Source organism: Burkholderia territorii (genome assembly GCF_001718335.1).
GTDB lineage: Bacteria > Pseudomonadota > Gammaproteobacteria > Burkholderiales > Burkholderiaceae > Burkholderia > Burkholderia territorii.
In genome coordinates, this window is sequence record NZ_CP013366.1 from 3,096,763 (window position 1) to 3,112,446 (window position 15,684).

At 68.5% G+C, this 15,684-nt stretch carries 17 protein-coding genes; 1 reads left to right on the top strand and 16 read right to left on the bottom strand.

Translation table 11 applies throughout. From position 1 onward, the window contains the following. Positions 1–11: 11 nt before the first annotated feature. The 6 genes from WS51_RS24780 to WS51_RS24805 all read right to left on the bottom strand — a co-directional run bounded on the left by WS51_RS24780 (position 12) and on the right by WS51_RS24805 (position 5,235). Positions 12–977 carry an ABC transporter permease subunit gene (locus WS51_RS24780; protein WP_069229887.1) on the bottom strand — a complete coding sequence of 322 codons (966 nt, stop codon included), beginning with the start codon at positions 975–977 and terminating at the stop codon, positions 12–14. Next, a complete protein-coding gene (locus WS51_RS24785) occupies positions 977–1,774 on the bottom strand; it encodes a taurine ABC transporter ATP-binding protein (protein ID WP_059979721.1) in 798 nt (265 codons plus the stop codon). Before WS51_RS24785 ends, WS51_RS24780 begins: the two co-directional genes overlap by 1 nt. A 39-nt stretch (positions 1,775–1,813) precedes the next feature. Then, positions 1,814–2,830: a taurine ABC transporter substrate-binding protein gene (gene tauA / locus WS51_RS24790; protein ID WP_059544926.1), complete on the bottom strand. Its 1,017-nt coding sequence runs from the start codon at positions 2,828–2,830 to the stop codon at positions 1,814–1,816. Between the two features lie 254 nt (positions 2,831–3,084). Further along, on the bottom strand, positions 3,085–4,077 hold the full coding sequence (lipA, locus tag WS51_RS24795; protein ID WP_059451537.1) for a lipoyl synthase: 993 nt from the start codon (positions 4,075–4,077) through the stop codon (positions 3,085–3,087). Continuing rightward, the gene (gene lipB, locus WS51_RS24800) at positions 4,070–4,825 is read right to left on the bottom strand and encodes a lipoyl(octanoyl) transferase LipB (protein WP_059507820.1); all 756 of its coding nucleotides are present in this window, start codon (positions 4,823–4,825) and stop codon (positions 4,070–4,072) included. Before lipB ends, lipA begins: the two co-directional genes overlap by 8 nt. Before the next feature lie 83 nt (positions 4,826–4,908). Continuing rightward, positions 4,909–5,235 carry a DUF2917 domain-containing protein gene (locus tag WS51_RS24805; protein WP_059451612.1) on the bottom strand — a complete coding sequence of 109 codons (327 nt, stop codon included), beginning with the start codon at positions 5,233–5,235 and terminating at the stop codon, positions 4,909–4,911. A 102-nt stretch (positions 5,236–5,337) separates the two neighbouring features. Here WS51_RS24805 and WS51_RS24810 point away from each other — a divergent pair, with 102 nt between their 5' ends. Continuing rightward, a complete protein-coding gene (locus tag WS51_RS24810) occupies positions 5,338–6,327 on the top strand; it encodes a transcriptional regulator GcvA (RefSeq protein ID WP_059451539.1) in 990 nt (329 codons plus the stop codon). Here the strand turns inward: WS51_RS24810 and WS51_RS24815 are convergent. From WS51_RS24815 to WS51_RS24860, 10 genes are all read right to left on the bottom strand, one after another. Next, positions 6,311–6,619, bottom strand: a complete 309-nt coding sequence (locus WS51_RS24815) for an HP0495 family protein (RefSeq protein ID WP_059451540.1) — start codon at positions 6,617–6,619, stop codon at positions 6,311–6,313. The two genes, WS51_RS24810 and WS51_RS24815, sit on opposite strands and share 17 nt — an antisense overlap. Beyond that, the gene (locus tag WS51_RS24820; RefSeq protein WP_069229888.1) at positions 6,619–7,545 is read right to left on the bottom strand and encodes a D-amino acid aminotransferase; all 927 of its coding nucleotides are present in this window, start codon (positions 7,543–7,545) and stop codon (positions 6,619–6,621) included. Before WS51_RS24820 ends, WS51_RS24815 begins: the two co-directional genes overlap by 1 nt. Positions 7,546–7,593: 48 nt before the next feature. Then, on the bottom strand, positions 7,594–8,910 hold the full coding sequence (locus tag WS51_RS24825) for a D-alanyl-D-alanine carboxypeptidase family protein (protein WP_069229889.1): 1,317 nt from the start codon (positions 8,908–8,910) through the stop codon (positions 7,594–7,596). 485 nt (positions 8,911–9,395) lie between these two features. Further along, complete coding sequence (locus WS51_RS24830) at positions 9,396–10,040, bottom strand: alpha/beta hydrolase (protein ID WP_059451543.1); 645 nt, start codon at positions 10,038–10,040, stop codon at positions 9,396–9,398. A gap of 13 nt (positions 10,041–10,053) precedes the next feature. Next, positions 10,054–10,371, bottom strand: coding sequence for a (2Fe-2S) ferredoxin domain-containing protein (locus WS51_RS24835; protein ID WP_045567109.1), 318 nt, complete (start codon positions 10,369–10,371; stop codon positions 10,054–10,056). A gap of 157 nt (positions 10,372–10,528) precedes the next feature. Next, positions 10,529–11,680 carry a VanZ family protein gene (locus WS51_RS24840; RefSeq protein ID WP_059451544.1) on the bottom strand — a complete coding sequence of 384 codons (1,152 nt, stop codon included), beginning with the start codon at positions 11,678–11,680 and terminating at the stop codon, positions 10,529–10,531. A 19-nt stretch (positions 11,681–11,699) separates the two neighbouring features. Next, complete coding sequence (locus tag WS51_RS24845) at positions 11,700–12,323, bottom strand: ABC-type transport auxiliary lipoprotein family protein (protein ID WP_059545019.1); 624 nt, start codon at positions 12,321–12,323, stop codon at positions 11,700–11,702. A 95-nt stretch (positions 12,324–12,418) separates the two neighbouring features. Further along, the gene (locus tag WS51_RS24850) at positions 12,419–13,354 is read right to left on the bottom strand and encodes an MlaD family protein (RefSeq protein WP_059451545.1); all 936 of its coding nucleotides are present in this window, start codon (positions 13,352–13,354) and stop codon (positions 12,419–12,421) included. 27 nt (positions 13,355–13,381) lie between these two features. Next, on the bottom strand, positions 13,382–14,341 hold the full coding sequence (locus WS51_RS24855) for an ABC transporter ATP-binding protein (RefSeq protein WP_059544912.1): 960 nt from the start codon (positions 14,339–14,341) through the stop codon (positions 13,382–13,384). Beyond that, positions 14,338–15,462 (bottom strand): MlaE family ABC transporter permease, encoded by a 1,125-nt coding sequence (locus WS51_RS24860; RefSeq protein ID WP_069229890.1) that lies wholly within the window; start codon positions 15,460–15,462, stop codon positions 14,338–14,340. The genes WS51_RS24855 and WS51_RS24860 overlap by 4 nt, the downstream gene beginning before the upstream one ends. Positions 15,463–15,684 lie beyond the last annotated feature (222 nt).

A 15,684-nucleotide genomic window follows, 5' to 3' on the forward strand; every position in this document is an offset into this window, starting at 1 on the left:
CTGCGTTCGCGTCACCCGCGCCCTTTCCACGGCACCACCCGCCGCTCGACCCATCGCATCGCGAGATCGAACAGCCACGCGATCGCGCCGATGATCAGGATGCCCATCACGACGATATCCGTGCGCAGGAAGCTCGACGCATTGAGCACCATCTGCCCGAGGCCGGCCGTCGCGGCGACCATCTCGGCCGCGACGAGCGTCGTCCAGCCGAAGCCGATCGCGATCCGCAGGCCGGTGAGGATTTCCGGCAGCGCGGCCGGCAGCACGACGTGGCGCACGATCTGCGCGAAGCTGCCGCCGAGCGAATATGCGGCGTTGATCTGCTCGACCGTCGCCGCGCGCACGCCCGCGCGGGCGGCCATCGCGATCGGCGCGAAGCACGCGAGAAAGATCACGACCAGCTTCGCCGTCTCGTCGATGCCGAACCAGATCACCACGAGCGGCAGGTACGCGAGCGGCGGCAGCGGCCGGTAGAACTCCAGCAGCGGATCGAGCACGCCGCGCGCGATGCGGCTCACGCCCATCAGGATGCCCGTCGGCACGCCGATCGCGGTGGCGAACACGAACGCGCCGAACACGCGCGCGGCGCTCCACAACAGATGGTCGGACAACGGCAGGCCGCCCTGGATCCGGCCGTGCCATGCGTCGACGAACGCGGCCCACACCGCTTCCGGCGTGGGCAGGAATAGCGGCGGCAGCCACTGCAGATGCGTCGCGACCCACCACAGCACGGCCAGCGCCGCGACCGTCGCCGCGCTGAGCGCGGCCGCCCGCCCCTGCCCGGGCAACCGGTAGCGATGCGATGCGCGTGGCGCCCGCACCGCGCGCTGCCCTGGCGTGCTGCGCTCGTCCTGCGCGAATGGCGCGACCGCTCGATCGGCCGGCCAGGAATCCTGCGTGCTCATGTCGTCCTGCCTGTGCAAAGTACTGATCCGGCCGCGCCCGACGGACGCGCCGTGCCGCGCGAACTCGTGCATCACGCCGCCTGCCCGATCGCGTCGTCGCGATGCAGATACGCGATCAGCCGCTCGCGCCATGCGATGAATTCCGGCGCCGACTTCACCGCGCGCGCATCGCGCGATTCGACGTAGCGCCGCGCGAACGGCAGCTCGAAGGTTTCCGCGATGCGGCCGGGGCCGGGCGTCATCACGACGAGACGCGTCGCGAGGAACAGCGCCTCCTCGACGTCGTGCGTGATGAAGAACACCGTCTTGCCTGTGCGTGCCCACACATCGAGCACCAGCGCCTGCATCGTGCCGCGCGTCATCGCGTCGAGCGCGCCCATCGGCTCGTCCATCAGCAGCACGCGCGGATCGCTCGCGAGCGCACGCGCGATGCCGACGCGCTGCTGCATCCCGCCCGACAGTTCGTACACGCGCGCGTGCGCATGGCGCTCGAGGCCGACGAGCGCGAGCATCTCCATCGCGCGCGCTTCGCGCTCGGGCTTCGACACGCGCGCGAAGCGCAGCCCGAGCGCGACGTTGTCGAGCACGTCGAGCCACGGCAGCAACGCATATTTCTGGAATACGACGCCGCGATCGGCGCCGGGGCCCGTGACCGGCACGCCGTCGACGCGCACGTCGCCCGTCGTCGGCGCGACGAAGCCAGCCATGCAATTGAGCAGCGTCGTCTTCCCGCAACCCGACGCGCCGAGCGCGACGACAAATTCACCGGAATCGATGCGCAGGTCGACGCGCGCGAGCGCCTGCGTCGTCGGCCTGCCGCGTTCGCCCGGATAGGCGACCGATACCTGACGAACCTCCAGCGTGCTCATGATCGAATGCTCCGGGGTGAGTGGCGTGATGCGCGGCGCTCAGCGCGCGGCCTTCTGCACGAACTGCGGATCGACGCCGACCGAGTAGTCGGACAGCACCGTCTGGATCGTGCCTTGCGATTTGAGGAACGTGGCCGTGGCCGCGAGCGACTTCGCGGCGCCCGATTGCGCGCCGCCGCCGAGCCACGTCGGCGATGCCTGCTCGGCCGGCGTCGGGAATGCGTAGAGCGCGAGGCTGGCCGGCACGTCCTGCGCGTTCGCGCCGGACACCTTCGCCACCGCCGCGACCTGCGGCGAGCCGACCTTCCACGCCGCCGCATGCGCGCGATAATCCGCATCGGCGGCCGCCAGCACCTTCACGAAGCGCTCGACGAATTCGGGGTTGGCACGCGCGAACTTGCGGCTCACGACGAAACCGTCGAACGTGGCCTTGCCGCTTTCCTTCGCGACCTGCCCCGACGTCGTCAGCACGGTGCCCGACTGCTTGACCTTCGCGAGTACCGGATCCCAGATATAGGTCGCGTCGATGTCGCCGCGCGTCCACGCGGCCGCGACCTCGGGCGGGCGCAGGTTGACGATCTTCACGTCGTTCGGATTCACGCCGGCGGCCTGCAGCGCGACGAGCGTATGGAAATGCGACGTCGACACGAACGGCACGCCGATCTTCCTGCCCTTGAGCGCGGCGACGCTCGTCACGCCCGAGCCGTTGCGCGCGACGAGCGCCTCGGCGTCGTTGATGTTGTCGAGCACCCAGAACAGCGAGATGTCGAGCCCCTGCGACAGGCCGGCCGCGATCGGGCTGGAGCCTGCCTCGCCGAGCTGCACGGAGCCCGACGCAAGCGCGCGGATCACGTCGGCGCCGCTGTCGAGCTTGCGGAACGTGACCTTGTAGCCGGTGGCTTTTTCGACTTCACCGCTCGCCTGCGCATAGCGCCACGGCACGACCATGTCCTGGTACGCGATCACGACTTCGCGCGATTCGGCGTGCGCCGCGCCGAGTACGGCAAAGGCGGCCAGCGCGACTGCGGCGCGGCCCACGAGGCTGAAACGGGACATGCGGCTCTCCTTCGAATGCGTGCATTGCTGCGGGAGAGCCGACTTTACGGGCTTTGCGCGCGGCGGGAGCGAACTTATCCTGCGAAGCTATCGATGCCGCTCCAGCTTTGCTTTTCACGTTCGACTGGATCGGACGTCCGGTCGGGTGGCGAATGTCGTGCGAACGCGTGCTCGGCGGCCGCGCCAACGAAAAAGCCCGCATCGCTGCGGGCTTTTTTCGACTGCAAGGCTTCTGCGGAGCAGGCCAATGGCGCTCAGACCACCCCCGCCCCATGCGCCTGCAGATCGGCGTGATAGCTCGAACGCACCATCGCGCCGACGGCCGCGTGCGTAAAGCCCATCTTGTACGCTTCTTCCTCGTACATCTTGAACGTGTCCGGATGCACGTAAGCGCGCACCGGCAGGTGGTGCTCCGACGGCTGCAGATACTGGCCGATCGTCAGCATGTCGACGTCGTGCGCGCGCAGGTCGCGCATCACCTGCAGGATTTCCTCTTCGGTCTCGCCGAGGCCGACCATCAGGCCCGACTTCGTCGCGACGTCCGGATGCAGCGCCTTGAAGTCCTTCAGCAGCTTCAGCGAGTGCGCGTAGTCCGAACCCGGGCGCGCTTCCTTGTACAGGCGCGGCACCGTTTCGAGGTTGTGGTTCATCACGTCGGGCGGCGCCGCGTTCAGGATCGAGATCGCGCGGTCGAGACGGCCGCGGAAGTCCGGCGTCAGGATCTCGATGCGCGTTTCCGGCGATTGCTCGCGCACTTCGCGGATGCACTCGACGAAGTGAGCCGCGCCGCCGTCGCGCAGGTCGTCGCGGTCGACGCTCGTGATCACCACGTACTTGAGCTTGAGTGCTGCGATCGTGCGCGCGAGGTTCTTCGGTTCATCCGCGTCGAGCGGATCGGGACGGCCGTGGCCGACGTCGCAGAACGGGCAGCGGCGCGTGCACTTGTCGCCCATGATCATGAACGTCGCCGTGCCCTTGCCGAAGCATTCGCCGATGTTCGGGCAGCTCGCTTCCTCGCACACGGTGTGCAGGTTGTGCTCGCGCAGGATCGTCTTGATCTCGTTGAAGCGCGAGCTGCCGGTGGCCGCCTTCACGCGGATCCATTCCGGCTTCTTCAGCTTCTCGATCGGAATGACCTTGATCGGGATGCGCGCCGTCTTCGCCTGCGCCTTCTGCTTGGCGGTCGGATCGTAGGCAGGGGTCGCGGCCGAATCGGCCGGTGCGGGGGAAGCGGTAACGTCAGTCATTCGAATGTTCCAGTGCCTGCGGCTTGTCGGCGGCCGCGGATTCGCCGTCGAGGTTGGCGATCAGACGCCCCACCAGCGTGTGGGCGACGTCGTTCCAGTCGGCGGCAACCTCGAGGCTCGCCATGTCGACGGTTTCCAGTCCGGCATAGCCGCACGGGTTGATCGCGAGAAACGGGCGCAGATCCATCTTCACGTTCAGGCTCAGCCCGTGATAGCTGCAGCCGTTGCGGATCTTCAGGCCGAGGGCCGCGATCTTCGCGCCTTCGTGCACGCCGGATGCCACGTAGATTCCCGGCGCGCCCGCCTTGCGGACCGAAGCGAGATTATACGCCGCGAGGGTTTCGATCACGGCCTCCTCGATCTTCGTCACGAGCGTGCGCACCATCAGCTTGCGCCGGCGCAGGTCCAGCAGCAAATAGACGACGATCTGGCCGGGGCCGTGGTAGGTGATTTGTCCGCCGCGGTCGACCTTCACGAGCGGCACGCCGCTGTCGGCCACCAGCAGGTGGGCCGGGTCGCCGGCCTGGCCGAGCGTGTAGACGGGCGGATGCTCGACGACCCAGATTTCGTCGCCGGTGTCGGCCGTGCGCGTGTCGGTGAACGCGCGCATCGCGTCGAAGCTCGTCTCGTACGCCTCGCTGCCCCGCCAGCGCACGGTGACCGGCACGACGGGCTGAACCGGAGACCCGGCGGGCGATTCGGAAACAGCGACAGGCGTGGACACGATGGCAACCGGCGAGACGGACATGGCCGGTAGTTTACCGAAAACCCATGCGTCTCGCCGGCTTCAGAAGGGGACGGATCGCGCGCATCCGTCGGAGGAAAGGCGCGTCAGACGGTGCGCCAGCCGTCGTGGAACAGTGCGTTCACGCGGTGACGCAGCCGTGCGAGCGCGCCGCGCGCAACCTCGCCGGCCGGCCGCGACACCGAGAACGCCACCTGCGCGCCCTGCCCGCTTTCCGCGCTCAACCACAGCCGCTCGCCACGGCGCAGCCGCAGCGTCTCGCCGTCGACCAGGAAGTAGTCCTCGACGTCGTTGCTGCGCGTCGCCCACACCGGCCCGCATTGCACCGTCAGACGCGTGCTGCGTTGCACCTTCATCGGCACGGTTTCGCCGGGAGGGATTTCGAACGTGATGCTTGAAGAAATTTCTTGCATGATCGACTCCGCCAATAAATGCTTCGATGGCTACAATCGTAGTCATTTGAAGGGGCTCGACCAAACGACCATTTTTCACGTCGATGTGAGGAAAATTAGCAAATGGACCTCCGCCAGCTGCCCGCGCTGAACGCGATCCGTGCGTTCGAAGCCGCCGCCCGCCACGAGAATTTCTCCCGCGCCGCCGACGAGCTGTACGTCACGCACGGCGCGGTCAGCCACCAGGTTCGCGCGCTCGAGGAGGAGCTCGGCGTGCAGCTGTTCACGCGCAACGGCAAGCGGCTGTGCCTGACCGACGCCGGCATGCGCTACGCGCAGCAGGTCCGCACCGCGCTGATGGTGATCGCCGATGCGACGCGCGACGTGCGCGCAAGCGACCGCGGCCGGCGGCTGGTGGTGTCGATGCTGTCGTCGTTCGCGGCGCGCTTCATCACGCCGCGCATCGGCACGTTCATCGAGCGGCATCCGGAAATCGACGTCGAGCTGCAGTCGACCAACTCGCTCACCGATTTCGCGCGCGACGACGTCGACCTCGCGATCCGCTTCGGCTCCGGCCACTATCCGGGGCTGCACGTCGAGCCGTTGTTCGAGGAGGTGTTCTTTCCGGCATGCTCGCCGACACTGAACGGCGGCAAGCTGCCGCAAACGCCCGCCGATCTCGTGCATTACAACCTGCTGCGCTCGGACGACGAGCTGTGGCGGCCGTGGTTCGACGCGGCCGGGCTCGATACGCTGACCGAGCCGAAACGGGGAATTCTGTACCAGGATTCGTCGAACCTGCTGCTGGCCGCGATCGACGGCCAGGGCATCGCGCTGGTGCGCCGCTCGCTCGCGGTGCACGACCTGCTGGACGGGCGCCTCGTGCGCCTGTTCGACATCGACGGGCAAAGCCCGTGGCACTATTTTTTCGTGTGTCCGCCGCCGCTCGTGAACACCCCGCGCGTGCAGGCGTTCAGAACCTGGCTGCTTCAGGAAGTCGCCGAATACAAGCTGCTGTGCGACGAACTGGACGCGCGGCGCGCGGCGGGGAAGACCCCCGCCGAGTGCGCGCGGGAAGGAGGATGGAAAACGGCGCTCAGAGCACGACCTTGACCATCGGATGGCCGGTCAGTGCGCGGTAGATGTTGTCGAGCTGTTCCTGGCTCGTCGCGCGCACGGTGATCGTGAGGCCGGTGTAGTTGCCGCCGCTCGATGCACGCTCCTCGATCTTCTCGACGTCGATCTCGTTGTCATGGACGGCCACGACCTTGAAGATCGTATCCTTGAACTCCGGGTGCGCCTTGCCCATGATCTTGATCGGGAAATCGCACGGAAACTCCAGCAGCGACTCCTTCCTGGCATCGATTGCGCCGGTAACCTCGATGGTTTTGGTCGGTTCGCTCATCACTTTCTCCGGGTTAGGTCAAACTTTTCAAACTCGCGTGCCTTCGCACGCTGGTACGCGTCGTACAACGCCGCGAACACCGGGCCCGGCTTGCCGCCTTGCACGGGCAGGTCGTCGAGCGACGTCACGGGCAGGATCTCCTTGGTCGCCGACGTGATCATGATCTCGTCCGCCGAGCGCAATTCGACCTCGCTGATCTCGCGCGCGACGAACCGAATGCCGCACTCCTCGGCCAGCTGCTCGACCAGCGCGTAGCGAATCCCCTCGAGGATCCTGTTGCTGCGCGGCGGCGCCATCAGCTCGCCGTTCTTCACGATCCACACGTTCGACGACGACCCTTCGGTCACGTTGTCGTCGCGCAGCTGGATCGTCTCGAACGCATCGCGTTCGGCCGCATGCTGCGCCATCAACACGTTACCGAGCAACGAAATCGACTTGATGTCGCAATGCAGCCAGCGGCGATCCTCGGCCGTCACGCAGCGCACGCCCTGCGCGCGCTCGTCGGCCGACGGCAGGCGCAGCGGGCTCGCCATCGCGAACACCGTCGGCACCGTGTTCGCCGGGAACGCGTGGCCGCGTTTGGCGACGCCGCGCGTGACCTGCAGGTAGACGAGCGCATTGCCGTCGCCGAGGCCTTGCGCGTTCGCGGCGACCACGCGCTCGATCAGCGCGCGCCAGCCGGCCGCGTCATGCGGATCGTCGATGCCGATTTTCTTCAGGCTGCGCGCGAGCCGCTCCAGATGCTGGTCGATCCGGAACGGCACGTGCGCGCCGTCGTGCGCATAAACGGGGACGACTTCATACACGCCATCGCCGAAGATGAACCCGCGGTCGAGCACCGGCACGCGGGCTTGCGACAGCGGCACCAGTTCCTCCTGCGACGACACGCTGAGGTAGACGATCGGTTCGAATTCGGCTTGGCTCATGGATGTACCAGATGGGGATGAAGTCGTGAAAACAAAGGCCCGTCGTGCTTACTTCTTCTTGCTGAACATCAGCAGGATCGAGTCCCAGATACGTCCGAAGATACCCGCTTCCGGCACGGCCTGCAGCGCGACGACCGGGAACTCCGACAGCGTCTTGCCGTCGGCGACGATCTTCACGGTGCCGACCTGCTGGCCTTCCGCGAGCGGCGCGATCAGCGGCGCGTTGACGTCGACTTCCGGCTTGACCTTGTCGCCCAGGCCGCGCGGCACGGTCACCCACTGGTCGCCCTTCACGCCGACCTGAACGGTGTTTTCCTTGCCCTTGTAGATGCGCGGCGTCGACATCGCCTGGCCGCCCTTGAACAGGCGCACCGCGTCGAACGCGCTATAGCCGTAGTTCAGCATCTTCATGCTGTCCTGCGTGCGGTCGCTTTCCTTCTGCTCGCCCATCATCACCGACACGAGACGGCGCTGGCTGTCGACACCCGGGATCGCGCGCTTGGACGACGCGATCAGGCAATAGCCCGCCGCTTGCGTGTGGCCCGTCTTCAGGCCGTCGACCGTCGGATCCAGCCACAGCAGGCGGTTGCGGTTACCCTGGCGGATGTTGTTGTACTTGAATTCCTTCTCCGAGAAGATGCCGTAGTACTGCGGAAAATCGCGGATCAGGTGCGCGGACAGCTTCGCGAGGTCGCCGGCCGTCGTGTAGTGGTTCGGGTCGGGCATGCCGTTCACGTCGGCGAAGTGCGTGCCCTTCATGCCGAGGCGCGCGGCCTCGTCGTTCATCATCGTGACGAACTGCCCTTCGCTGCCGCCGACGAGTTCGGCCAGCGCGATCGCGGCGTCGTTGCCCGACTGGATGATCATCCCGTACACGAGGTCGTGCACGGACACCGGCTTGTTCGCCTCGATGAACATGCGCGACTCGTCGCGGCCGACGCGGCGCACCGCTTCGCTCGGCGTGACGATCTGCTCCATCGAGATCTTCTTCTTGTCGAGCGCCTCGAACACCAGGTAGGCCGTCATCAGCTTCGTCAGCGACGCGGGCTCGACGCGTTCGTCGGCGTTGCCCGATGCGAGCACGGTGTTGCTCGTCGCATCGACGAGCACCCACGAGCGCGCGTTCACGCCCGGCGGCGGCACCGCGCCCGGCATGAAGGTCGCGGGCGCGCCGGTGGACTGCTCGGCGGCGGCGGCCGGCGCGGCATGCGCGGTCTTGGCCTTGGCGGCCGGCTTCGCCTCGGCGACGACGATCGTCGACGCGAGTGCGACGGGCAGCATCACGCCCAGCGCGACGTTGCGCGCGGCGGTGCCGAAGGCGATGGAAGAAGCGAGGGACTTGAGGCCTTGGGAAGACAGACGCATGATCGATTCAGGCTGGTGGCAGAAAGTGCGGCGCGAAACGCGCAGGGGTTGAACGGCAAGGCGGCGAGCGTTCCGGCGTTCGCCCGACTGCGTCGGACGGCGCGAAACGCGCCGGTTGGACTCGTGCGGACGCGTTCGGTTCGCGGCCGTCGCGAGCGGGCGGACAGGCGGCGAAACGAGCGCCGCATGGGCCCGGCCGGGCCGCGGGCGACGCGAAATGCGGCCATTATACGTGGCCGCGAACGGCGTTTTCGCGAACCATGGGTCGGCCGGCAACACACAGGCTTCGCGAGGATAGCGCGGCTTCGCTGCGGACGATCGTGCTCGAAGCCGCGCGAAAGGTGTGCGCAGGCGCCGTGCAAGCGGGGTTGCGCCGCGCCGGCGTGCGCATGTGCGGTCGTGCCGTGACACGCTGCGGTGCGATGTCGCGCGAGCGCCCACATCGCGGCCCTGCGGCAACCGCGCCGCATGCCGGGCTCAGCGGATCAACGCCACGCGTCGACGATGATGCGCTTCAGCACGTGCAGCTTGCGATGCAGGAAATGCTCGGCACCGGGAATCACGACGACCGGCAGCTCCTGCGGCCGCGCCCAGTCGTAGACCGAGCCGATCGGCACCGTGTCGTCGGTCTCGCCGTGGATCACGAGCGTGTTCTCGGGCACGTCGGCGACCTGCCAGCGGCTCGCGGCCGTGCCGACGAACACCATCCGCTCGATCGTCTCGCCCGCGTCGCGCAAGCGCTTCGCGACATGCGACAGCACGAAGGTGCCGAACGAGAAGCCCGCGAGCACGAGCGGCAGGTCCGCATAGGCGGGCTGCGCGCGCATATGCGCGAGCACGGCCAGCAGGTCGTCGGCCTCGCCGATGCCGTTGTCGTGCACGCCCTCGGTCGCGCCGACACCGCGGAAGTTCGACCGGTACACCACGTAGCCGAGCTGGACCAGCGTGCGCGCGAGCGTTTGCGCGACCTTGTTGTCCATCGTGCCGCCGAACAGCGGATGCGGATGCGCGACGAGCGCGATGCCGCGCGGCGCGGCGCCGCCTTCGCGCACGGCATCCGGCAGGTCGACCGCGATTTCGATCTGCCCGACCGGGCCGGCAATCAGCGACTTCTGCGTATGAACGTTCATTCGGCCCGCCCGCTCAGATCTTCAGGCGGTCGACGACCTTGCCGTCGCGCAGGTGCGATTCGACGATCTCGTCGATGTCGGCGCGATCGACGTACGTGTACCACGTGCCTTCCGGATACACGACCATCACGGGCCCTTCCTCGCAGCGGTCGAGGCAGCCGGCCTTGTTGATGCGTACCTTGCCGGGGCCGGCGAGGCCGAGTTCCTTCACGCGCTTTTTCGCGTACTCCTGCATGGTCTGCGCATCGCATTGCGCGCAGCTCGGGCGCTCGGCGCCCGGTTCGCGCTGGTTCAGGCAGAAGAAGACGTGGTGCTGGTAGTAGGAGTCCATGATGGTGACGAGCGGCCCGGCGCGGCGCCGGACGGAAAGAGAGGCGATTGACGTTGCGCGCGGCAACGGATGTGCGGACGATTATAACGACCGGCGCGCGCGGCTGCCCGCGATCGACACGCGCGCGGCCGCGCTCGTGGTTGCGCCCGCTGCCGCGTCAGCGCCGCCGCACGGCCGGCAGCCACGCGTGCTCGACCCGCTGGCCGAGCCAGATCAGCGCCGCGTAGGGCCAGATCCACGCGAGCCAGCGCGCGATGCTGTTGAAGTGCACGTAGCGGCCCTGCCGCCAGCCCGACAGTGTGAAGTCGAAGAACGGGTTGACCGGCAGCAGGTTGACGAGCGCCACGCCGGCCAGCAGCGCGAGCGCCGCGAGCAGCGCACGCCACGTGGCCGGCACGCGCAACGCGAGCAGCGCCGCCGCGAAGCCGAGCTCGATGCCGAGCCGCGCGCCGGGCGTCGCCCACACGACGACGAGGCCGGTGCTCGACTGCATGAAGGTCGCGGCCGCCTTCAGCGCGAGCGTCGCGGCGACGAACGCGATCAGGAGCCGCACGCGCGGCGCGCCGGCGCGCATCGCGAGCGACGCGATCGCCAGCGCGGCGAACAGCATCAACCCGCCGAGCGCGGCTTCCCACGCGGAGTCGGACAGCCAGGCGTCGACGCGCTCCGGCCATTCGCTCACGCGCCATGCATCCGGCAGCCATGCGAGCAGCGCGTCCTGCATCGAGCCGTCGGCGCGCTCCCACAGCGCGGCCGGCCAGTCGCCGATGCCGAACAGGAACGGTGACGGAAACAGGATCGCGAACGGCCACAGCGCGGCGAGCAGCAGCGGGGTCGCACCGTCGGCCTCGAACCATGCGAAGCGCAACCGCCGCAGCGCGCCGCGCTCGAGCAGCGCGCCGGTGGCCGGTGCCGCGAGCGCCGCGCCGAGCAGCGCGCCGAGCGCATTGGCCGCAAGGTCCAGATTCGATGCGACGCGCGTGGGCAAGTAGGTCTGCAGCGCCTCCATCGATCCCGACAGCAGCACGCCGAGGCCGCCCACGAGCAGCGTCGCGGCCACGCCGCGCCAGCGCGGATGCAGCGCGAGCACGCCGAGGGCGCCGAACGGCATGTAGCCGAGCACGTTGGTGACCACGTCGAACGCGGTCACATAACGCTGCATCGGCGCGAACAGATAGTCGAACGGCCCGATGCCGAGCGATACCCAGCCGTCGAACGGATACAGCGATGCATAGACGATCAGCGCCGCATACGCGGCGAACGCCTGCCGCGCCAGCGACGACGCGCGCGACGCGCCCGGTGCGCTCATCGCGGCTGCGCGCGCTGCGTCACGGGTTGCCCGCGTACGCCTGCACGCCGACCCACGCGGCGATCTGCGACACGAGCTCGTCGCTCGCGGCCGCGAGCGCCTGCGCGCCGCCGGCCGCATCGGGCGTGCTCGACGGCGCACGCGCGACGAACGTGCGCTGGCCGAGCACCTTGCCGTCCTGCATCAGCGTCGCACGCGCGGTGACCGCGCCATGGCTCTTCGATTGCCCGTCGAACACCTGCTCGAATTCGTTCAGATCGACCTTCAGCGTCGGCGCACGCACGCCGTCGGAGCCTTCGAGCACCGCGCCGCGCGACGACAGCGCGCCGCGCAGCCGCTGCGTGAGCAGTTGCGCGGGCGGCGCGGTCCAGCGGCTGTCGCGATAGACGGCCATGCGTTGCGCATCCGCATACGCCAGACGGTAGACGAACTTGTCGGTGTCGAGCGCGTCGGGCGCCGCGACGTCGAGCACCTTCAGTGCGGGGCCCGTGCCGGCCGTGACGGTCGATGCGGCCGGACCGAGGTCGTAGCGGATGTTCGACAGCGCCGCGCTGTTGCCGGCGCAGCCGGCGGCGAGCACGAGCGTCAGCATCGCGAGCGCGGTCGCGGCCGGACGCAGCGCGCGATCAAGGATTCGTGGCATGGCATGTTCCTGCATGGTGTTTCCGGTTTCGATGGCGTCGTGACCCGCGCTCGCGCGGGGCCGGACGATCAACTTCGATGAACTGGCGATCTGCTTCATTTCCCGGCCGCGGCTGCCGCGCCCGGCCACACGAAGCCCGCCTCGCCGGGCCCCGGCGCCGCGCCGGGCGAACCGAACAACAGACTGCTCGGGTTGCGGCCGAGTTCACCGGCGACGTCCTTCAATTGCCGCGACGCATCGCCGACGCTGCCGGCCAGCGCGTTGAAACGCGGCAGCGTGTCGTACTGGACCCGCGCGTTCAGGTCGTTCAACGCGACGCCGACCTGCTCGGCCGCCGTGCCGGCCTTGTTCAGGTTCGACACGAGCGGGCCGTTCGGCTGCAGCAGCGTGTTCGCCGACGCCATCGCGCGATCGACCTGGTGCATCGTTTCCGGCAGCGCGGCCACCGCCGGTGCGAGCTGCTTCGACAGCGTGGTCGCGCCGTCCGCCGCGTGCTGCAGGCTTTCGGCCGTCGCGCGCAGTTGCTCGCGCATCTCCGGCGACATCAGCGCGTTCGCGCTTTTCGCCGCCAGTTCGAGCTGCCGCAGCAGCACGTCGCCGCGCTCCTGGATCTGGTCGAACAGGCTCGGCCGCATCGGGATCTGCGCGATCGCCTTCGGCGACGACGGCAGCGGCGCCAGATCGCGGCCCGTGTCCTCGAGCTGCACGAATGCGATGCCCGTCACGCCCTGGAAGCCGAGGCTGCCGTAGGTCGACTGCGTGATCGGCGCGTCGTGATCGACGAGAATCCGGATCCGGATCTGGCCCGGATGCGAGCGGTCGAAGCCGATCGACTGCACCTTGCCCACGTCGAGCCCGCGAAAACGCACGGCCGCGTCGGGGAACAGACCCGTCACGTTGGTGCGCGCGAGCAGGTCGTACGGCACGCGCACGGTGCGATCGACGTTGAACCAGAACACGGTGCCCGCGATCGCCAGCGTCAGCGCGATCGTGAACAGGCCGGCCCAGAACGCATGTGATTTGTTTTCCATTCGCGGGTTCCTTGCTTCGTGCCTTTCCTACAGTTCGACGCTCGACAGCGCCGGTTCGAGGGCCGCCTTCGGCAGCTTCGCGCGCCGCTCCGGCGGCAGCGCCTGCAGTGCGCGGCGCCCGCGCAGCCCCAGGAAATATTCGTGGATGAACGGATGGTCGACGTTCGCGGCCTCCTCGACCGGCGCGGCGACCAGCACCTTGCGATCGGCCAGCACCGCGACGCGCGTCGACAGCGCGACCATCGTGTCGAGATCGTGCGTCACCATCACGACGGTCAGCCCGAGCGTGCGGTGCAGCGTCGCGATCAGCTCGACGAATTCGTCGGAGGCCTGCGGGTCGAGGCCGGCGGTCGGCTCGTCGAGGAACAGCAGCTCCGGCTCGAGCGCGATCGCGCGCGCGATGCCGACCCGCTTCACCATCCCGCCCGACAGCGCGGCCGGCATCTTCGACGCGTGCTTGCACGGCAGCCCGACCATCTCGAGCTTGAGCATCACGATGTCGTGCAGCAGGTCGGGCGGGACGCGGCCAAGTTCGCGCAGCGGCTGCGCGACGTTGTCGAACACCGTCATCGACGAGAACAGCGCGCCCTGCTGGAACAGCATTCCGGAACGCGTGCGCATCATTCGCGCGGTCGCGTCGTCGATCTTCGACGTGTCTTCGCCGAACACCTTGATCGTGCCCGAGGTCGGCCGCTCGAGGCCGAGGATCTGCCGCACGAGCGTCGTCTTGCCCGAGCCCGAGCCGCCGACGATCGCGACGATTTCGCCGCGCCGCACGTCGAAATCGAGCTTCTGGTGAACGATGTTGCGCCCGTAGCGCTTCGTCAGGTTGCGCACCTCGATCACGAGGTCATCGCCGCGCGCGGCCGGCGCCGGCGGCGCGCCGACCGTGCCCGCGTCGAGTGCCGCGGCGTGCGCACGGGCATCGTCTGCCGGCGCGGCACCGGCCGGCGCGGCACCGGCCGCCGAATCTTTCGACGCGTTCATCCGAGCCCCACGTTCTGGAACAGGATCGCGAACACCGCGTCGGCGAGGATCACGACCGTGATCGACGTGACGACCGACGTCGTCGTGCCTTCGCCGAGGCTCTGCGAGTTCGCCTTGATCCGGAAGCCGAAATGACATGCGACCAGCGCGATCAGCATGCCGAACACGACGCCCTTGCCGAGGCCGATGTACAGGTTCGCGATCGGCACGACGCCCGGCAGCGAGCGCACGAAATAGTTGACGTCGATCCCCAGCACGAACTTCGCGGCGAGCGCGCCGCCCGTCAGCGCGACGACGTTGGTCCACATCACGAGCAGCGGCATCGCGACGCCGAGCGCGAGCACGCGCGGCAGGATCAGCCGCAACCCGTGCGGAATGCCCATCACGCGCATCGCGTCGAGTTCCTCGGTCACGCGCATCACGCCGATCTGCGCGGTGATCGCCGAGCCCGAGCGGCCCGCGACGAGGATCGCGGACAACACCGGGCCGAGTTCGCGAATCACCGACAGCCCGAGAATGTTCACGATGTAGCGGTTCGCGCCGAACATCTGCAGTTGCTGCGCGGACAGGTAGCTGAGCACGATGCCGATCAGGAATGCGACCAGCGCGGTGATCGGCAGCGCCTGCGCGCCGGCGCTGTAGATATTCGCGGAGGTTTCCTTCCACGGCATCGTCTGCGGACGGCGCAGCACCGACAGCGCATCGAGGATCACGAGGCCGAACATCGCGATGCCGCCCTGCAGATGTTCGCCGAACGAGAAGATCGCCTGGCCGAGCCGCGTGACGGGATCGAAGCGCACGATGCGCTCGGGCGCCTCGCGCTGGCTGTCGAGACGCTCGATCCGCTCGAAGATCGTGCGCTGCGTGGCGCTCAGCGCGACGCCGGCCGGCAGCTTGCGGCCCCAGACGCGCCACAGCGCCTGGCCGCCGACATGGTCGAGCCGCTCGATGCCGGACAGATCCCATTCGTTCACGCGCCCGGACGCCAGGCCCGCGATGCGGCGCGCGACCTCGCCGCGATTGCGCGCGAGCGCAAGCGCGGTCCACTGGCCGGTCAGGCGCACCGTCTGGCCCTGGCCGCCGGCGTCGACCGACAGGCCGGGAGATGTGTCGAAGTCCAAGGGCGGGTTGTTTGCAAAAGGATGACAGCGGCCATTGTAGCGAACCGTCCGGCGGCGCGACGTGAGGATTTCCGTCGGAGCGGACGACGGTGCCCGGCATGCCCCGTGGCGGCGTTGGCCTCCGCCACGGCGCGCGGCACACGCGACCTTTCATTCTTCCGTCACGTTTCCTTTCGATACTCTCACGCGCCGCACATCAGGCCGTCGGCGCCCGCGCCGCCA

Coding starts and splice junctions, on each gene's coding strand:
- WS51_RS24780 (WP_069229887.1), bottom strand. CDS start 977: ATGCACGAGTTCGCGCGGCACGGCGCGTCCGTCGGGCGCGGCCGGATC.
- WS51_RS24785 (WP_059979721.1), bottom strand. CDS start 1,774: ATGAGCACGCTGGAGGTTCGTCAGGTATCGGTCGCCTATCCGGGCGAA.
- tauA (WP_059544926.1), bottom strand. CDS start 2,830: ATGTCCCGTTTCAGCCTCGTGGGCCGCGCCGCAGTCGCGCTGGCCGCC.
- lipA (WP_059451537.1), bottom strand. CDS start 4,077: ATGACTGACGTTACCGCTTCCCCCGCACCGGCCGATTCGGCCGCGACC.
- lipB (WP_059507820.1), bottom strand. CDS start 4,825: ATGTCCGTCTCGCCGGTTGCCATCGTGTCCACGCCTGTCGCTGTTTCC.
- WS51_RS24805 (WP_059451612.1), bottom strand. CDS start 5,235: ATGCAAGAAATTTCTTCAAGCATCACGTTCGAAATCCCTCCCGGCGAA.
- WS51_RS24810 (WP_059451539.1), top strand. CDS start 5,338: ATGGACCTCCGCCAGCTGCCCGCGCTGAACGCGATCCGTGCGTTCGAA.
- WS51_RS24815 (WP_059451540.1), bottom strand. CDS start 6,619: ATGAGCGAACCGACCAAAACCATCGAGGTTACCGGCGCAATCGATGCC.
- WS51_RS24820 (WP_069229888.1), bottom strand. CDS start 7,545: ATGAGCCAAGCCGAATTCGAACCGATCGTCTACCTCAGCGTGTCGTCG.
- WS51_RS24825 (WP_069229889.1), bottom strand. CDS start 8,910: ATGCGTCTGTCTTCCCAAGGCCTCAAGTCCCTCGCTTCTTCCATCGCC.
- WS51_RS24830 (WP_059451543.1), bottom strand. CDS start 10,040: ATGAACGTTCATACGCAGAAGTCGCTGATTGCCGGCCCGGTCGGGCAG.
- WS51_RS24835 (WP_045567109.1), bottom strand. CDS start 10,371: ATGGACTCCTACTACCAGCACCACGTCTTCTTCTGCCTGAACCAGCGC.
- WS51_RS24840 (WP_059451544.1), bottom strand. CDS start 11,680: ATGAGCGCACCGGGCGCGTCGCGCGCGTCGTCGCTGGCGCGGCAGGCG.
- WS51_RS24845 (WP_059545019.1), bottom strand. CDS start 12,323: ATGCCACGAATCCTTGATCGCGCGCTGCGTCCGGCCGCGACCGCGCTC.
- WS51_RS24850 (WP_059451545.1), bottom strand. CDS start 13,354: ATGGAAAACAAATCACATGCGTTCTGGGCCGGCCTGTTCACGATCGCG.
- WS51_RS24855 (WP_059544912.1), bottom strand. CDS start 14,341: ATGAACGCGTCGAAAGATTCGGCGGCCGGTGCCGCGCCGGCCGGTGCC.